Origin of the sequence: Cellvibrio sp. BR (assembly GCF_000263355.1) — a bacterium.
Taxonomy (GTDB): Bacteria; Pseudomonadota; Gammaproteobacteria; order Pseudomonadales; family Cellvibrionaceae; genus Cellvibrio.
Genome location: NZ_JH668202.1, coordinates 123,584 through 140,697, shown reverse-complemented (window position 1 = coordinate 140,697; position 17,114 = coordinate 123,584). Strand labels below are relative to the sequence as shown.

At 45.4% G+C, this 17,114-nt stretch carries 21 protein-coding genes; 10 read left to right on the top strand and 11 right to left on the bottom strand.

From position 1 onward, the window contains the following. Positions 1-61: 61 nt before the first annotated feature. The 9 genes from O59_RS21025 to O59_RS10885 form a co-directional block, all read right to left on the bottom strand. Complete coding sequence (locus O59_RS21025) at positions 62-1,204, bottom strand: zonular occludens toxin family protein (RefSeq protein ID WP_007642562.1); 1,143 nt, start codon at positions 1,202-1,204, stop codon at positions 62-64. After that, on the bottom strand, positions 1,205-1,540 hold the full coding sequence (locus tag O59_RS10920) for a DUF2523 family protein (RefSeq protein ID WP_007642560.1): 336 nt from the start codon (positions 1,538-1,540) through the stop codon (positions 1,205-1,207). 2 nt (positions 1,541-1,542) lie between these two features. Next, on the bottom strand, positions 1,543-3,045 hold the full coding sequence (locus O59_RS10915; protein WP_007642559.1) for a hypothetical protein: 1,503 nt from the start codon (positions 3,043-3,045) through the stop codon (positions 1,543-1,545). Positions 3,046-3,162: 117 nt separating this feature from the next. After that, positions 3,163-3,396 (bottom strand): hypothetical protein, encoded by a 234-nt coding sequence (locus O59_RS10910; protein WP_007642558.1) that lies wholly within the window; start codon positions 3,394-3,396, stop codon positions 3,163-3,165. Between the two features lie 47 nt (positions 3,397-3,443). Continuing rightward, positions 3,444-3,689: a hypothetical protein gene (locus O59_RS10905; protein WP_040392223.1), complete on the bottom strand. Its 246-nt coding sequence runs from the start codon at positions 3,687-3,689 to the stop codon at positions 3,444-3,446. A 70-nt stretch (positions 3,690-3,759) separates the two neighbouring features. Beyond that, positions 3,760-4,080 carry a hypothetical protein gene (locus O59_RS10900; RefSeq protein WP_007642554.1) on the bottom strand — a complete coding sequence of 107 codons (321 nt, stop codon included), beginning with the start codon at positions 4,078-4,080 and terminating at the stop codon, positions 3,760-3,762. A 93-nt stretch (positions 4,081-4,173) separates the two neighbouring features. Further along, positions 4,174-4,599, bottom strand: coding sequence for a hypothetical protein (locus O59_RS10895; RefSeq protein WP_007642548.1), 426 nt, complete (start codon positions 4,597-4,599; stop codon positions 4,174-4,176). A gap of 2 nt (positions 4,600-4,601) precedes the next feature. Beyond that, positions 4,602-4,901, bottom strand: coding sequence for a hypothetical protein (locus tag O59_RS10890; protein WP_007642546.1), 300 nt, complete (start codon positions 4,899-4,901; stop codon positions 4,602-4,604). A 4-nt stretch (positions 4,902-4,905) separates the two neighbouring features. Next, the gene (locus tag O59_RS10885) at positions 4,906-5,112 is read right to left on the bottom strand and encodes a hypothetical protein (RefSeq protein WP_007642544.1); all 207 of its coding nucleotides are present in this window, start codon (positions 5,110-5,112) and stop codon (positions 4,906-4,908) included. A gap of 153 nt (positions 5,113-5,265) precedes the next feature. Between O59_RS10885 and O59_RS10880 the strand changes: the two genes are divergently transcribed. The 6 genes from O59_RS10880 (at position 5,266) to O59_RS10855 (ending at position 9,038) form a co-directional block, all read left to right on the top strand. Further along, positions 5,266-5,538: a helix-turn-helix transcriptional regulator gene (locus O59_RS10880; protein WP_007642543.1), complete on the top strand. Its 273-nt coding sequence runs from the start codon at positions 5,266-5,268 to the stop codon at positions 5,536-5,538. Between the two features lie 40 nt (positions 5,539-5,578). After that, complete coding sequence (locus O59_RS10875) at positions 5,579-5,965, top strand: hypothetical protein (RefSeq protein ID WP_157152552.1); 387 nt, start codon at positions 5,579-5,581, stop codon at positions 5,963-5,965. 105 nt (positions 5,966-6,070) lie between these two features. Beyond that, entirely contained in the window at positions 6,071-6,760 is a 690-nt protein-coding gene (locus O59_RS10870) for a hypothetical protein (RefSeq protein ID WP_040392221.1), read from the top strand. Positions 6,761-6,851: 91 nt separating this feature from the next. Continuing rightward, positions 6,852-7,250: a DUF2726 domain-containing protein gene (locus O59_RS21695; protein WP_007642537.1), complete on the top strand. Its 399-nt coding sequence runs from the start codon at positions 6,852-6,854 to the stop codon at positions 7,248-7,250. Positions 7,251-7,482: 232 nt separating this feature from the next. Continuing rightward, complete coding sequence (locus O59_RS10860) at positions 7,483-8,316, top strand: hypothetical protein (protein ID WP_040392219.1); 834 nt, start codon at positions 7,483-7,485, stop codon at positions 8,314-8,316. Beyond that, positions 8,313-9,038 (top strand): hypothetical protein, encoded by a 726-nt coding sequence (locus tag O59_RS10855; RefSeq protein ID WP_040392216.1) that lies wholly within the window; start codon positions 8,313-8,315, stop codon positions 9,036-9,038. The genes O59_RS10860 and O59_RS10855 overlap by 4 nt, the downstream gene beginning before the upstream one ends. A 232-nt stretch (positions 9,039-9,270) precedes the next feature. On the opposite strand, the gene O59_RS10845 is transcribed toward O59_RS10855, so the two are convergent. Beyond that, positions 9,271-10,026: an SOS response-associated peptidase family protein gene (locus O59_RS10845; protein ID WP_007642527.1), complete on the bottom strand. Its 756-nt coding sequence runs from the start codon at positions 10,024-10,026 to the stop codon at positions 9,271-9,273. A gap of 503 nt (positions 10,027-10,529) precedes the next feature. Then, the gene (locus O59_RS10835; RefSeq protein WP_040392212.1) at positions 10,530-11,504 is read right to left on the bottom strand and encodes a tRNA-dihydrouridine synthase; all 975 of its coding nucleotides are present in this window, start codon (positions 11,502-11,504) and stop codon (positions 10,530-10,532) included. 131 nt (positions 11,505-11,635) lie between these two features. Between O59_RS10835 and O59_RS10830 the strand changes: the two genes are divergently transcribed. The 4 genes from O59_RS10830 to O59_RS10815 all read left to right on the top strand — a co-directional run bounded on the left by O59_RS10830 (position 11,636) and on the right by O59_RS10815 (position 17,111). Next, a complete protein-coding gene (locus tag O59_RS10830; protein WP_007642522.1) occupies positions 11,636-13,009 on the top strand; it encodes a DEAD/DEAH box helicase in 1,374 nt (457 codons plus the stop codon). 395 nt (positions 13,010-13,404) lie between these two features. Continuing rightward, a complete protein-coding gene (locus O59_RS10825; protein WP_040392210.1) occupies positions 13,405-14,211 on the top strand; it encodes a PhoH family protein in 807 nt (268 codons plus the stop codon). A gap of 183 nt (positions 14,212-14,394) precedes the next feature. Then, entirely contained in the window at positions 14,395-15,207 is an 813-nt protein-coding gene (locus O59_RS10820; protein ID WP_040392208.1) for a putative RNA methyltransferase, read from the top strand. 116 nt (positions 15,208-15,323) lie between these two features. Beyond that, positions 15,324-17,111 carry a TolC family outer membrane protein gene (locus tag O59_RS10815; protein WP_157152551.1) on the top strand — a complete coding sequence of 596 codons (1,788 nt, stop codon included), beginning with the start codon at positions 15,324-15,326 and terminating at the stop codon, positions 17,109-17,111. The last annotated feature ends 3 nt before the right edge of the window (positions 17,112-17,114 follow it).

Genomic DNA, 17,114 nt, shown 5'->3' with positions numbered 1-17,114 from the left:
CGGTGGCGCCGGTGCCGCCTGCCGTGCTCATACTTGCGCGCGTCGGCGGCACCGTTGCCCGCTAATTAATAATTAACATTTGATCAGTAACCGGTTGTGGTGGTGACTGCGCCAGATCGGTTTGGGGACGAGATAACGCAAAGATGACTTCATCCCCGTATTGCAGACGAACAGCGCCCATAGATATGCGCTGATAGGTATAACCAAGGGTTAAAAGGAAGAAGCTATCAACGGAGATAAAACTTTTATCGGGATATTCCACCTGAAACAGTAAGACGTTGTTGATATGGCCGACAAAGTAGATTGTTAAGCCCCTAAAAGGGTTCGGAGCACTGACCCCATTAGGTACAGCACCAAGAGGAAGATTGCCAGACGCTTGAGCAGGTGGAGCAGCAGGTGCGTTGCCAGCTTGAAAATCGGATGGTTTAACACTGCCGCCAAACATGGTTGGAACACCGCCCGCACTGTAGAGAGTAGATCCCATATTCCAAATGCTATAGCCGATAATACAAAGCACGAGTAGGACTTTAGGCTGTTTAAAAAAACTAAAGGACGCGGCGGAATCTTTGGTTTGTCCGGTTGCTGTAGATTGGTAGACATCGAATGCCCTCTTATCGATTTTGCGCAAACTGGCGGAAATCGCGTGACCGATAGCCGAACCAGAATTTTCTGCAATGTGAGTGACGCGCTTGTAACGGCCTTTCATAAAGCTAAAAACAGTCGCCATGTTTTTATGACGAAAACCGAACTCAGCCACAGCACGAATTTCTTTGTGAATTTTGTTGATGTTGGGTGTGCTGATGTAAATATCCCAGTTCATATGCCGGTGTGAGTCAAACGCATCTTCTACGGTGCGCGGGCGTTTATCATCAGTGGGGTTGCGCAGGTCATAGTCTTTAAAATCACGCAGGCGGGTTGGGTAAACGCGCTGGCCTTCATCCATCAAAATCAGGGCACCTTCTGGCACCCAGTGAAAGAAGCGCGCCATGCGCTCGAAGCCTGCTTCATTAAAATCAACCAGTGTGATCTGTGCGCTGTCAGGTAATTCAAAGCCGTATATTTCTGCAACATCCTCCGCCGTTTTCACGCCGCGAATATTGGTCACCACATGGCGACCTTGTTTGATTGCAGGCACCAGATAATCACTGATCAGGGTTGAGGTTTTGTAGGAACCTGGGTCACCGTGAATAATTGCTGTTGTCATTTACCACCCCATAACCCGCAAGGTGACGCGAGTGGCGATAGCTTGAACAATTAAATTCAATGATTCAGGCACACGAAAGAAATTGAGATAACCCATTAGCACAGGGTCAAGGTTAGAAAACCCTTGGTTGATATAATCGCCAATATTGAGATTAACCATGATTTGCTTGGCGACACCCCAACTGAATTCCATCAAAAAAAGCATGCCTTGCAATTTGGCGATCACGAGCCATGCCACAAGCTCTTGCATGACCTCTTCAACAAATTCATAAATACCGGTGTAAAGCCACTCCATCACAAAAAAGATACCATCAAGCAATGCTGTTAGTGTTTCCATGATTAGGTTCTCCCGCTGAGGACAATTGAAAAAGAAATAACACAGGCCACCAAAAATATTGCCGACGAAATGGGGTTAAGCCACTCTTCAAATTTTTTCATTCCAAAGCAGACTTCTTGCCCGCGAATTTGCTTACAAAAATCTTCGATTGATCCAGAGCCTTGAATAGTGCTTGTGAATTCATTTTGTATTTCGAGTTTTATTTCATCGATTTTTTCAGTTAACTCCTCGCCTAACTCTTCGAGGCGCTTTTCAGATGCTTCACCATCAAACTCACCTTTTTCACCGAGCGAAGACATGGAGCCAGAGGACGAGGCACTGCCATTGCCGCCACCCGAACACGGATTGCTGGCAGACGAGCCATTAGGCGCAGCAGAGGCGGAAGAACATGAAGAGTGAGAAGAGGATGTAGAGGATTTGGAGCTGGCAGAACCCTCGGAGCCTGATGCACCATCGGAACCAGAAGATCCGGACGAACCCGCACTGCTTGCAGTAGTGCCGCCGCCACCTCCACCACCGCCAGAGGGAGCCGCACACCACCAATCGCCGGCTTTATCTTGGAATTTATTTACGCAGGGAGAATCTTCGTTAATAGGCAGCCAGCCACCATAAGACGCGTGAGGATTCCAACCGGCACCGCCGTTAACTGATTTTTGATTTATGCAAGAGAAGTAAGTGGAAGCCGTGGGATCACATTCAAGAGCTGCAGCCGATGCAGCAGAACCGGCACTTCCGGTATTGCCCGAGCTAGTGTTGCTAGCACCACCAGCGCACCACCACTGACCGGACATATCTTTATATTTATTCGGGCAGTTGGAATCTGCCGCAACAGGAATCCAGTTGCCATAACCGGCGTAGGGGTTCCATGAATTATTGGTGCCGGAAGCTGAACTAGCGGAAGCAGCGGAAGCAGAACCAGCAGAACCACCGCCGCCATTATCACCACCATTGCCGGGGCCACTGCCACCACCACCTGGAGTGCCACCGCCATCATCATCGCCGCCACCGCCTGCACTACCAGCGCTACCAGAAGAACCCGAATCGGGAGATGAAGAATTGGGGGCAGATGATGCAGGCTCAGATGATGGAGTTGCGCACGTTCCATCTTCATTGAAACCAGTTGGGCAAACAGGGCACTGGCCGTTAACTTTTGGATAACCCGAGGGGCAAGATTCATCATCACCGCCATCACCGTCACCATCAAGGGAACAACCGGCTGTAAGATTGCCTTGAACATCAAAATGGTTATACCACGTAGAGCCCGGGGGGCAAACACAGTTTTGCTGACAGCGATAGGCAGTGAAAATACCGCTCATGCCTTCATTTTTAAAATAATTAGTGGGGTTGCTCAAGCAAGAATTAGAAGCGTCAGCACATGCGGTTGCACCGTTGCAGTAAAGAATTGGCGTTGTTGATGCACAACTAGGTAACGGATTTTCCTGAGCAAAAACCAAATAACTATGCAGCGATAAAAAACAGAAAAATAATAAATACAGATAACGCATGACAATCACCTAAAAAAAATGCCGCCCCGAAGAGCGGCACTGATTAGCCTTGACTGCCTACGTAGGCGCCGGTCATGAACGACACGACGACAAGGGCAGCAAACAGTAGCCCCGCCATTACACTTTTTTGAGCAATGACACTACCAAGCCAACACCCACGATGATGGCGACGATTTGAATCATGCCGGTGGAGGTCAGTTCGACAGAGTTTTCAGCCGCTGTTTGTGCAGCAGTGATGGCGGTGTCATCGATGGCGTGAGCAACAGAAGCACCAAGGGCAGCAGCGGTAGTGGCACCAACGGTCAGCGCTTTACCTACTTTTGAACGCAGAACAGCAAATTGAGTTTTCATAGAAAAATACCTTTGTGAAAGTTAAAAAAATATTCCACCACAGAATTTTATAAACGGCGCAGTAACTTGATGACTACACCGGCACCGAAACCGACGACAAAGGTGGCAAGGCAACTCACAATAATGAGGCCAGCTTTTTCGGGATCGAATTCATTAAGTGCAACCAACTGCGCGTAAACGAGCGATGAATCAGTTGGTTCTACATAAGGAACTACAGACCATGAACCAGAGCAGGCCATAAAGCCCGCAGGGTCAAGAAGCAAATCACCATCACATAACGCTACTTTGGACATGATTAAAAACCTGTGTAGGCGCCCCCTTGCTCTCCTGTGGTGGAGGAATTCGAGCAAGGGGGCTAAAGAGTTAAGCGGTTTTGGCCGGTGTGGCGGTTGGGTTGTTCATCATCTTTTGCGGCACCACGCCAATTACATGCGGTTGGCTTTTACCGCCAGCGGCTTGTTTTAAAATCATGAACAGGGTTTTGTTTGCGGGTTGGCCGTAGCGAACATCATTGAGTTGATCAAACACCGCTGGGTCAGCGGGGATTTTGCGAATGCTAAAACCGTGGCAGTCTTTTTCGCGATCTGGTTCGGGTTGTGCGCCGACGAAAACAAAACAGTAAGGTTTGCCTTCGACTAGCATTCTTGTTACACCGAGTACGGTGGTTGGATATTCGAATTGCATAGTGATTACCTTTGGTTAATAAAACATTGAGTGTTGGTGGAGCGTTTAAAAATCGGTTGAGCTTTTACTGTCAGTCATCTAAGGGCTAAAGCCCTAAGACCGAGATACAGCTTGTGCGCGGTCACACGTTCCCTTCACAAGCTCACTCGGCGCGTGTGCGCGTGACTGAATCGAGTGTGTGCGTGCGGCGGAGACTGTTTTTGGTTGATCAGGAAAGCCGGTGAACTTCGAATAGCCGTTGTTGAGCACGTCGAGTAGGTAGCTATTAACGGCGATCAATTTGTCGCGTGAGTCGGTGTCGCAGGTGACGATTAGGCTGATGCGGCCATCGAACAAGTCAGGGTTGGCACCGTGGGGCATAACGGTAATGGCAAGCATGCCGGTACGTGAATCAAAGTGCGTTGTTGTGCAGGCAATAAGCGATGAACCAATTGAAAAACTGGTTTGGATGCAGGAGAAAATCAGCATTTCAATTTGCAGGCTTAATTGCTTTTTGGTGATGCTAAAAAAATCATTCATTTTCAAAACTCCAGTAGAGCGGCGTCAGTGGCCGAGATAGAAAACAAGTGATCATCAAATGCAAAAACGAATAGGCCGTTTTTGATGAACTTGAACGCAACACGTAAACCGGTTGTGGCGACGGTTAAGCGGGTGCCGGTTTTTAGGTGTTTTAACGCTGATTCACCGACCGGTATGCGGTTGATGAAAAAATCGAGCTGGAAAGGGCATACAGTGCGAATACGGCGGTAGGTGTGGCGAATAGCGCGCGCGGCTTTGTTCACCAGTTCAATATGTTTGCCGAAAAAATCGCACTGCATCATTTGATCAGTCCTCAACAAGCTCTTTGTGCAGCAGTGCGACATTTATCAGGACATGCTTGCCAATGCGGTAGGTGGGCAAGTAACCGCGATCTACCCAACCCCTAACAATGCCCGGCTCTATTTGTATCCAGTCGGCGAACTTCGCCCAAGGGAGTAATGGTGGTGCGCCAGCTAACGAGCTTTTACTTAACTCTTCAAATTCCACTGTCATTCGCTTTGTTCCACTTTATTTATTAAACTCTGTCGATTCGTGTACCTATATTGAGGTACGAACGAAGCAGGTGTTTTAAATTCAGCTTAAGCCAAATTGGCTTAGATTTATAATATTAGCCAATTTGGCTTAAGTCAATAAAGTTTTTTGGAAATGATTAAAGAGCGTTTAATAGAAATCCTGAAACACGAGGAAATTAAAAACCCGAAGCTCGAAGAGCTGACGGGCATAAGCCGCTATACGTGGCAAAACATTCGAAACAAGCCGGAACGGGAAATCAAAGAAGAAGAAATAGATGCAATCGCGAATCTATTTAAGGAGTACCGTTTTTGGTTGATTAGCGGAGAGGAAATGCCAGAGGCGGGGCAGGTTAGTCCAATGACTAAAGCTGCTCAGTCCGAATTAGGAACACAAAGGAAGGCTTGATACTAGCAAGCAAGGTTGCCAAGCGATGGCGGAGGGGAATATGAAAATTAAAAAAATGGAATTGATTACTCTAGTAATCGCAATCGTGTTGGCAAGTACGTCCATAGCAGACGAAGAAAAACCAAAAATAAATCCAGATGCTATACCCCCTGTGATTTCCCCCGATGATCCAGAGTTGCAACTAACTGCACAAGAGCAGTTACGTTTGCTTAATGCGAAAAAAGCAGACCACATAACAAAACATCTAAAAGTTAAAGGCCAGCCTGCACAAAGCATACATAGCAGGCAGCTGGAAAGAATTCAAAAAGAAAAATTCGATGCGAATCCTCGGCAAACAATTCCGTTAAAAGAATGCATTAAGCCGAATGGTGTTATTGATAATGATGTCAATGACTGCATGAATGGCAGAATAAAAAAGACTTGGTAGTGAGTGAGAGTATTGTTTCTTTGAGTGCATAAGAATAATTCACCGGAAAACGCTGTCACGGTGTCAAACAAACTGTTAGGACTAAATCTAATTGAGCGGTGGACTATGATTAATATAGGAACGACGGATTTTTATTTAGGCGTACCAAGTCTTCCTGCTGAAGAATTTGAATCATATTCAACCAAGCTTTTCGATGAATGGGAAATATATGTTGGAGATCTATTAAAGCTCCCTGATTACCATTTGGCACTAGAAGTTCAAGAAGGCTCGATAAGCGCACAAAGTAAAATTCTCGTGAGGGCAACCGCATTGTGTGGTTTTCTTGCAGCTTATGGACCCATATCCTCTGGTGTGAAAGCTATGTATTCCGATATTCAGTCCGTCGGTAACTACCTTGGAGCTATAGCTTCCGCCCCATTTTCTCAAGCTAATGTTCAACCGAAGATACGTAATAGAGGTGAAGCTCTTACTAAATTAGAGTCGCTGTTTGTTCGAGTTGGGAACGGCTCTTTATCTGTAAATGAAGCAATGACACTGGCTGAGAGCATATTAGGTGATGATGTACCGCAATTCATGGAGCAGCTCAAAACCTCACTGGAAAGGACGCCATCTCAAATGCTACTTCCTATGGATGAACCAGAGTTTCAGTTTAATCCACCAATGGAAAAAGATAATAAGAAAAAGCCTGCTGAAAAGAACCGTAAAGTTGAATTGGCTAGGCCTGATCAATATCGAATTGAGATATGGCGAGAATCAAAACAAAGTAAAAAGAATGTGCGTATTAGAAAAGTTTAACCCAAAAAAATACGAGAAACGCATTGCTGTTTGCCTTTTAATTGAGTTGTAAAAAAAGGTATGAAAACTATTTAGGTGAGTGAATATATTCATGAGTGATTTTTTATATATAGCATTATTTATTATTGCAATAGCAGTATTGAGCGCTCTCACCAATAAAGGCAGAGGGCGAAACTTCAAATATAAACCCAGCGAAACATGGCCATTTGAAAAGAAAAAGCTTATGACTGCACCAGAGCAATTGCTCTATTTCCGATTGATTGAGTCATTACCGGAGTTATGTGTTTTCTCCCAAGTACAATTATCCCAATTGGTTTCAGTTAGAAAAGGCCATGACTTTAAGCAATGGTTTAATCGCATTAGCCGAATGAGCGCGGATTTTGTGGTAACTGACCATTCAATGAGTGTGATTGCAGTAATTGAACTTGATGACCGTTCACATTTAAAGGCAGACAGGATTGCGGCTGATCACAAAAAAATAAGGCGCTAACTTCCGCGGGAATAAGAGTAATTCGCTGGAATGTATCAGCAATGCCAACGGTTATTAAAATTAAAGAATCATTTAATCTAACAGAAAAAGTAGTTGCATCTATTGTCGCTGAAGATGTCAAGCCTGAAAAATTACGATGCGAGAGAACCTTGTGAAAGGTAATTTTTATTAATTATTTTTCTATTAAAAATAGATAAAGCTATTAAAAAATGAAAATTTTAAGGATGTTAAATTGAAAAAATTAGAATTAGATTTGTTGATAGAAACGGAAGAAAATGAGATTGATATGCAATATGGATTGGAAACCTTAAAGGGTACTTCCGATGTTGTTAGCATTATTTCAGAGGCAGTCTTAGTTGGAGCGATAAAGAAAACAGGACGAAGAACTCATAAAAGCAATGAAGTAAGAACAAAATTAAAACAATCTTTTTCTGGGTCATTTGGTCAAAGGTTTTCACTTGAAATAGAAGACAAAAAATTAATAAGAAAACTGAATAAAATGGGCGATGATATTTTTCTGGAGGTGTTGTCATATTTTATTCTAGAGGCGCTATATTTGGATTCTGGTAATTTATCCAAAGAGGCGTCCGATGTGCTGGATGGATTGGAGGGTATTTCAGATAATCTGTTTTCTAGAATTATTGAGCCACTAAAGGATATGCATCAGATCTCTAAATATTTTCAACATGATGTAAAACTAAGGTATAGAAAGCGAGGCCATCCAGAAAAACAGCTTGTTTGCTTAACAGATAAAACAGCAGCCAATCTCACGGACGCACAAGTCTTAGCTGAAGAATTTGAGATTGATGCTGTAATAATCAGATATCACTCAAAAACTGGCAATGGACGTTTGCATATTAGAGGAGGCGATAGGTTTTACTCGTTTGGTTATGCAACACAAATTAGCCTTGTTCAGCGTTTGTTGCGAAGAGATATTTCGGAAAACCTTCATATAAATAACGGTATTGATCCCGAAGAAGGTACGTTCATTAAACTCAGAGTTAAAAAGAAGGTATTACCTACAGATGAGGTTGTTAAATACCTTGTTTTAGGAATAGTAAAATGAAACCGGTTAAAATAATATTTATTGCATTTTCTGTGGTAGCTTTAACTTGGTTTTCGTACTGGCTAAATTTTGGATTTTTTCTCAAATATGAAATTTCTAATTCTCAAGAACATTGGGGTCAGCTTGGTGATTTTTTGGGAGGAATTCTAAATCCAATACTAACGTTTTTAACAATATTGATTCTTATACAATCTCTTTCATTGCAAAAAAATGAGATAGAAAAAAATAAAAAATATGAAAAAATGAAATCATTTGAAACTCATTTTTTCAATATGATTGAGTCCCAAAAGAAGTTGTTTGATATTTTTCAGCTGAGTTTTGAAAAAGATGGCTCGATATCTATTGAGAGGTCGGGGGCAGCTGTGGCTGCCCTTGAAGATGAGATCCTTAATCTAAAGGGCTTGGGTTTTAATCAAGCTCAATTGTCGGAAGAAATTAATGAGACTGACAAGGAAGACAAAATTTATTCTGCCGTAAGAACATTTTGCGTCATTGCAAAGCTTATTGATAAAAAGCTTTCAAATGAAAATGGTTTCACAGAATTCGAAAGGAAAGAATATTATGAAGTACTAATTAATTATACCGACTTTTCTTTGGTGCGATTAATTTTGCTGGCATTGAAATATACTTCCTCAGCGCAAATAGATTTTTTAAAACACAATTTAGAATTTATGGATGTGCTGTCAAAGCTGGGGGTTTTAGAATATTTGGATGATATGTGATGAACGGAATTATTTAAACGGATAAGAAATCAGTTTCATGGGAATAAATAATCTTGAGCGATTTTTGTACTTACAAACCTCTTACAATCCGTACTTACGATAAAAACTTTCTGCATTTTCATTTAGGCAATCTACAACTACTGCATAAGCAGGAATGTGTGCGCTGATCTTATGGAAGTATTGCAGTGCATTGACTAAGGCTACTTTGCCTAACACCATACCTTTAAATTCGTTATGCACTGCTAACTGCGCCAGCAGAAATACAGGGGCAAGCTGCTAGATCGTCGGCTTCTAAAAGTTCAGTATCGCCGGTAGCAACTGCATCTTTGAATGTTTTAACTGGGGTGATTTTCAGGTTGTTGAAAATTCGCGGGTTAGTTAATAGGTGCGCGATTGCTGGGTGGGTTTCTGGAGTGTCGTTATCCAGCCATAACTTCAAGAACTCAACATCATGGGGAAGAAATAAGGGAAATGCCTTGTCATGGTATGGCTCAAAGCGTGGATGCGAGTCTCTGGTGATGATTGCCGTGCTGTATAGCTCGCTCGGAAACGCGCGGTACACAGTGCCCAACAGGAGAGGTGTTTCACCTTCCACAAAGTAATGCTTGTTCTTGCCATTAATTGATTTTCCCTCTCCAATCGCAGTTGCTATGGCAATTCCCCTGTGGTGGCGGATTGCTCCTTTCCAGTATGGGCTGGTCAGATTGCGCGCGTTGAAGGTGGTGCGAGAGTTATTTACAACCAAGGTGCCATCTAATTCTGTGCAATCAAACCACCAAGTGGCATCAACTGCTTTTGTCTGCCCCTCTTTTTGAATAATCATTCCCTTAATTTGGCGCGATGCAGCGCCACCAAAGGCCGGATAGAAATGCTCAAGCAAGGGCTCTTCCTGCTCTGGACGATTTTTAAACTGAACTGCTAACTCAATGGTTTTTACGAACTTGTCTAGGTCTCGGTTGCTTATGTGGCGTCGGGCGTATCCGCACATGATTTAAAGTCCTGATAATGTTTGGCGTCAGCGTAATGCAGGATAGACACATTTGCATTTTGTTGGTGTATGGGCCGATCAAAAAATATTGGCGTGGGCTTTCTGGGTGATCAGACTAGCGCAATTCTCGGCAACGCCTTTTAAGGGAAAGTCTTAGGTAATGTCGAAAAAGTGTCGAAATCATTGTGCCGTAAAGCGGTTTTTAGTGGTGATGGCAAAAGGCGAACCCCAGTATTCATGCGGCTTAGCGGGGAGTAGTGGAGCAATGGGAAGCTGGGGGAGGGGGTTCGAATCCTCCTGAGGCACCATATAAAGAAAGGCTTACCAGAAATGGTAAGCCTTTTTTCATTTGCGTTGTTTGGTTTTTTGAGTGAGATATTTGAGTCGAAAATTCAAATTGTTGATTGTATTGATTGTATTGATTGTATTGATTGTATTGATTGTATTGATTGTATTGATTGTGGCTCAGTGCATCAGAAGTCCTTTTCTGTGAAGTGTACTTTTTATTGGTGATTGTTAGTCTGTGTTGCATGTAGCGCCTCGGTAAAACAGGCCTCAATTTCTACTGGTGTGGTTTTACGTTTTATTGCTTCAAAAAATACTTGGGCTTGCGGATATTGCCTACTTAAATACATTAACCATTGTTTTACCCGATTGCCACAGTTGCGCTCGCAGTAGAGTGGGGTGGTGAGTTTGTAGTAGTCATACAGCATTTCACAAATCGCTTGCCAGGTGAGCGGTATGTAATCCTCTCCTTTTACGTGCGCTTTAATTTGTCGTGCGAGGTCGGGGCAGGCGAGTAAGCCGCGCCCGAGCATGACATCGGCGCCTGCCGATTGCTCGCGGCAGCGCAGATAATCTTCCACTGTCCAAATTTCACCATTGCCTACTACCGGAATTTTTAATTCGGCGCGAATGTCGGCAATGTAGTGCCAGTAAGCGGGTGGTTTGTAGCCGTCGGCTTTGGAGCGGGCATGCACGGTGAGTTCATTTGCACCGGCGGCTTCTACGGCGCGCGCGTTATCCAAATAGCTGCTGCGATCTTCAAACCCCAAGCGAATTTTTGCAGTGACGGGAATCTCGCGCGGCACAGCATCGCGTACCGCTTTAATGATGGAATAAACGCGATCCGGCGTGCGCAGTAAGCAAGCGCCACCTTCATGGGAGTTTACGGTTTTGGCGGGGCAGCCAAAGTTCAGGTCGATGGCTTTTGCGCCGTAGTTAACCAGCTCCAGTGCATTGATCGCCATGGGTTCCGGTTTGCTGCCTAGCAGCTGCACGCGTACTGGTGTCCCGTTGGGCGTTTTACAGTCGTTCTCCAGTTCCTGCGCGTACTTATAAAAGACTTTATAGGGCAGCTTTTGATCGGTAACGCGGATAAACTCCGTCACACAACCATCCAATCCGCCAATGCGAGTCAGTATGTCGCGTACATGGTGTTCAACAACGCCCTCCATCGGGGCTAACATAATTCGCATGAATCTACTCTGGCCGGTGATAAAGGTCGGCATTTTAGCGGTTTTGGTTGATAATTGGCGCCGCTCTGCGTAGATTGCGCGGCCTTTTGCGGGTAAAACCTGCCTTTATTGAATGAATTTCGAGGTTCTTGATGACTCAGCCCGGTTTCCACGATCTGATTAGTGACACCCAGTTGCGTAAAGCGATTGACGTTTTGGGCTACGAAGCCCCAACGCCAGTCCAGTTGGCGGCGATTCCCGCTGCGACCGCTGGTAAAAATCTGATTGTGAGTTCCAAAACCGGCAGTGGCAAAACAGCCGCCTTTTTATTGCCTGCAATTCAGACGATGTTAGCGCGCCCGTCCTCCAATCCCAGTTCAACCCGGATGCTGATTCTGACTCCCACGCGTGAGCTGGCGCGGCAGATTGTTAAAAACGCAGAGCAGATTCTGAAATTCACCAGCTTTAAAGTCGGCATGGTGTGCGGTGGTGAAGAGCTGAAATATCAAAAGGCGATGTTGCGCAAGAACCCGGAAATTATCGTCGGCACGCCTGGCCGTTTGGGGGAGCATATTTCCCACAAGTCGACCGAATTTTCCGGCTTGGAATTCTTAGTGTTGGATGAAGCTGATCGTATGCTCGATATGGGGTTGAGCGACGATGTATTAAAAATCACCAATACCTGCAGCACCGAACGCCAAACCTTGTTGTTCTCCGCCACCATGGAACAGAAAGGTTTGCGTCATCTTATTAAGCAAGTGATTTTGGGTGAAGTGGAAGAGATTTATATCGACGAAAAACCCAACGCTATTACCCAGCAAATGTTGATCAGTGACGATTTTAAACACAAAGAAAAACTGCTGCTCGCGTTACTGCAAAAAGCCGATTTTGAAAAAGCGATTATTTTTACCAATACCAAAGCGCGCGCTACACAATTGGATAATTTTTTACGCTACAACAAATTCCGTGTGGGTGCGTTGCATGGCGATATTACCCAGGATCAGCGCAAAATTACCCTCGACCACTTCCGCCAGGGGCGCACCAGTATTTTAGTGGCGACCGATGTAGCGGCGCGCGGGCTGGATATTCCCGGTGTTGAGTTGGTAGTGAACGTTGATATGGCCTATTCAGGCGATGAGTATCTGCATCGCATTGGTCGTACCGGGCGCGCCGAAAAAGAGGGGAGGGCTGTCTCTCTGGTGGACGCCAAAGAGTGGAATCTCACCAAGAGTATTGAGCGTTACCTTGGCGTGACCTTTGAGGTGATTAGCATTCCTGGTTTGAAGGGTAAGTATCAAGGGCCGGATAAAACCAAGTCTTCCGGTAAATCAGTTGGCTCTAAAAAGAAAACCACTAGTAAAGATAAAAAGCCTGAGAGCAAACCTAAGGTCAAGGTGCGTGATCGCGATCAGAAAAATATTGGCAAACGACGTGTGCCAAGTGCGGTTCATAGTGAGCCATTGGTTGATGGTTTTGCTCCACCCAAAAAGAAAGTGGCCAAACAAATCGATGATAGCGATGAATAAGCTGGGAATTGAGCGCTGATAATAAATTATCATGCGTTCAATTTTATTTTAAAGAAGTGATTGATCTTTTCCATAATAAGATTAATATCAAAGTCACAAGGGTGAAAAAGCAAGTAGCTCTTGTGTGCTTTAACAAGTTACGCATCAAAAATTCACTGGCTTTGCCAGCGTAGTCTATCTGTCACACGTTTTTGCTTTACTCAGTTTGTTTTATTGTTTTGAAGTAGCGATTTGTAGTCGATCCTGTTTATCTTGATCTTTTTAAGTCGGTATTCGTAAACCAGTAACAAGGGGGTAATAACATCATTCCACAGCAAGTTTTTTATCCGGGGTAAAATCGATCACGAAGCTGTTGACAGTTTTCGTGTTACTCACAGGCTGAAGGGGATTTTTTTATGGCAAAAAAAACGCATGCCAGACGTAGTGCGAACCACCATTCTTATGACGATACCAGCTTCTCCGGCTCGCGGCATAAATCGCGAAGGAATCAACGAAGTGATGACAATATCGTCGAAATAAAGTCCCGCTCCCAGCAAGTCGAAACCGCTTACTCTCCTCCTCGCTCACCGCAACCACTCCGCGCCAAAACAAAATCCCAGCAGCAATACATCAACGCTATCAACTCACACATGCTGACTTTCGGTATTGGTCCTGCCGGTACCGGTAAAAGTTATTGTGCGGGAGCATTAGCCGCAGAGGCGCTGGAATCGGGCCGGATTGAGCGGATAATTTTAACTCGCCCAGCCGTGGAGTCCGGCGAGAACCTTGGGTTTTTACCGGGCGATCTCGATCAGAAATTCTCGGTTTATATTGATGCCTTCCGCGATATTTTGAATGAGCGCTTGGGTGCGGGTACGGTAGATTATTGCTTGCGCCATGGTCGCATAGTGGCAGCACCGCTGGCGTTTATGCGCGGTAAAACCTTTAACAGCAAAACCTTTGTCATTCTCGATGAAGCACAAAATACCACGCCTGCGCAAATGAAAATGTTTTTAACGCGTATCGGTGAGGATTGTAAAGTGGTTATTAATGGCGATATTTTGCAAAGCGATATTCGCGGCCCCAATGGTTTGGCTGACGCCGTAGAGCGCTTGAAAGGCTTGCCTAATGTGTATCTGCATGAGTTTGAGCGTGAAGATATTGTGCGCAGTGGTTTAGTGCGCGACATTATTGATCGCTACGAAATACCTGACGAAAATTAACTTTGCTGAATACCGCATCTACTTAAATAGGATGCGGTATTTTTTGTGGTTCTTGCGTGACTTGCTTATTGAAGAGTGAGTCGGCATTCTGCGCGTTTGTATTCCCCTCTATTTATTATCAGATGACTACTCATTTATTGATTGGTCGATGTTTCGATCATCAATACTCATTGAATTTCGCCTATGAATGCTTTGTCCTGTCCGCTTTGCCGTCTACCCTTGGTCGTGAATAGCCAAGGAGTAGGGTGTGAAAAACATCATCAATTTGATCGTGCTAAAGAAGGTTATTTCAATTTATTGCCGGTACAGCACAAGCATTCGCTGGAGCCGGGTGATGCAAAAATACAGTTGCAGGCGCGGCGACAATTTTTGCAGGCAGGATTTTTTGAGCCGCTCAAAACCCATTTGCAAATGCTATTACCCCGGTCTACCAAAAACCTGTTGGATATAGGTTGCGGTGAAGGCTATTTCACCGGCGCTTTTGCAGAGGCATTGCCTGCAGCAAGCATCTATGGTGTGGATATTGCCAAAGCGGGCGTAAGGCTTGCCGCCAAAGCAGCCAAATCGGTTGGGCTGGATTCTCGGCTGGTGTATAGCGTTGCCTCCAGTTTTGACTTGCCGGTGGCAGATGGATCTATGGATGTGATTACCCGCATTTACGCACCGAGTAAGGATGCAGAGTTATATCGTGTAATGGCATCAAACGGTCTGTTGGTTATAGTGGCGCCCGGTGAGCAACATTTGCTTGGGTTGCGCCGCCGTATTTACCGCGAGGTGCGCCCGCATCAGACGACGCCGATTCCAGAAGGATTTCGACTCATCGATCAGCAACAAGTCCAGGCTGGGCTGGTGATAGAACAGCCGGAATTGCGGGCGGCGTTACTGGATATGACCCCTTTTGCGTGGCGGTTATCCCCGGAGTTGAGGGGGGATATCGTGCAGAAAGTGGTTACAGATCAGCTGGATTTTGTTGTCACGATATATAACAAAATATGATTAGATTTTTGCTATCAATAGCATTACCTTTGGTTTCTGGCTTTTTTGTGATCTAAATCCCATATTTTATACAGTTCTATAAGCATCGCTCTTGCGATAAACGACGGAAATTTTTCATGACGCTCCTTTTTTCCGGACATCTGTCCCGCGTAGTTCAATCATTCTTGTTGATGTCAGTTTCACTGGTTTCTGCTCAACTTAACGCGCAGGAAGCTCCAAATACTGTTAAGGATGTGGCACTGCAGGCGCTGGAGACCAACCCGGAAGTACAAGCAGCCTGGCATGAATTTAAAGCGGCAGCGCAAGACGTGAGAGTCGCCCGCGGCGGTTATTTACCGACCGTGGATATAGGTGCATCTGCAGGAAAGAGCAATCGTGATTACGACGGTCGTGGCGTTTACAACACGGCACAGGGGCAAATTACCCTTAGCCAAATGTTATTCGATGGTTTTAGTACCTCGGGGCAGGTTGAACGTTTTGATAATGCGCGCCTCGTGCGCTACTACGAATTGCTTAACGTTGTCGAATTGACAGCGCTGGAAGCCGTGCGGGCGTTTGAGGATGTAAAACGCAACCGCGAATTGGTGGAGTTGGCGCGTTCCAACTATGCCAAACACCGCGATGTATTTGCCCAGATTGAAGAGCGCGCTGTTTCTGGTGTTGGTCGTCGTGTGGATTTGGAACAGGTTGCTGGTCGCTTGGCGCTGGCCGAATCCAATTTGTTGACCGAGGCCGCTAACCTGCATGATGTAACCGCCCGTTACCTGCGGGTAGTGGGTCAATTGCCTGCGGAAGACTTAATGCCCACCCAGTTGGCCGAGCAAAAACTGCCCGACTCTATTCGCGCGGCGCTGACCATGGCGTATCAAGGCAATCCGGGTTTCCATGCGGCCATTAAAAATATCAGTGTGGCACAGGCAGCGGTCAAAGTGGATCGTGCCGGTTACTACCCCAAAGCGGAACTGCGTGCACGTCAGGTTACTAGTCGCAATCAAAATGGTTTTGATAACCGCGTTGATCCGAACAGTTTCGGCGATGAAAGCGCAGTTGAATTAGCGATTACCTACAACCTTTACAGCGGTGGTTCTAATCGTGCTGCCGTGCGTCGTTCGTTGGAATTGGTAAATCAGGCCAAGGATTTACGCGATCAAGCTTGTATCGATTTACGTCAAGACACGCAAATTGCCTATAACGATTCGCTGCGTTTACGCGAGCAATTAATCTCCCTGGAGCAGCATCGTCTTTCCAGCGATAAGGTGCGCAGCGCCTACGCGGAGCAATTTAATATTGGTCAACGCACCTTGTTGGATGTGTTGGATGCCGAGAACGAATATTTCCAGGCCAGCCGTGCCTTGGTCATTACGCAGGTGGATTTGGAGTTGGCCTATGCGCGCTCACTCGCGGCTATGGGGAGCCTGTTGCCAGCGCTCGGTATAGTGCGTGACGGTTTGGGTATTTTGCATGACACCCGCGTGGAGGATTCACTAAAAATTTCTGAGTCCGCCTGCCCCGCAGAAGCCCCGGTCGCAATGAGCCGTGACGATTTAATCAGTCAGCTGACCCCTTTGAGTGGCGATACGCTGTTTGATCTTGGCAGCTCTGAGCTCAAAGCCGGTTCATCAGTAACCTTGGATCAACTCATTGCCAGCATCAAAGCAACGCCTGGTGTTGTGCAAATTGCGATAGAAGGCCACAGCGATAGTAGTGGTACCGACGAATTAAATATCCCGCTTTCCAAAGCCCGTGCACAACGTGTGCGCGATTATTTTGTGTTGAATGGCTTGGAAACTATTCCTATGTCAGTTGATGGTTATGGCGCGTCGCGCCCGGTAGCAGACAACAATACCGATGCCGGAAAAGCCGCCAACCGTCGTGTTGATATCACCGTGACACGCAAACAATAAAAA